This window comes from Pseudoalteromonas sp. P1-7a (assembly GCF_001401855.1).
Lineage (GTDB): Bacteria > Pseudomonadota > Gammaproteobacteria > Enterobacterales > Alteromonadaceae > Pseudoalteromonas.
In genome coordinates this window covers 1-250 of record NZ_LKDU01000142.1, presented here as the reverse complement: position 1 = coordinate 250, position 250 = coordinate 1, and the positions used below count along the sequence as shown (strand labels likewise).

Genomic DNA, 250 nt, shown 5'->3' with positions numbered 1-250 from the left:
CGACGGCACACTCACCGCCACGGCTAGCGTATCCGATGTGGCAGGTAACCCTGTAAATGCGCAAGATAGCGTAGAACTTGATAACACCGTAGCGATCACAACTAGCATTGATAAAACCGCCGATGGCGTGATTAACGGTCACGGTGAAAGCGCCGCCATGTTCGTACGTGGCACGGTGAGCGATGTGGAAGACGGTCAAACTGTGACGGTGATGATCAGCGATGGTACAAACCAAGTTGAAACCACGGCA

The 250-nt window shown here is 53.2% G+C and carries 1 protein-coding gene; it reads left to right on the top strand.

Features of this window, described 5'->3' with window-relative positions:
• The coding region (locus AN389_RS20455) for a hypothetical protein (protein ID WP_160318648.1) at positions 1–250 on the top strand (250 nt) is incomplete at both ends.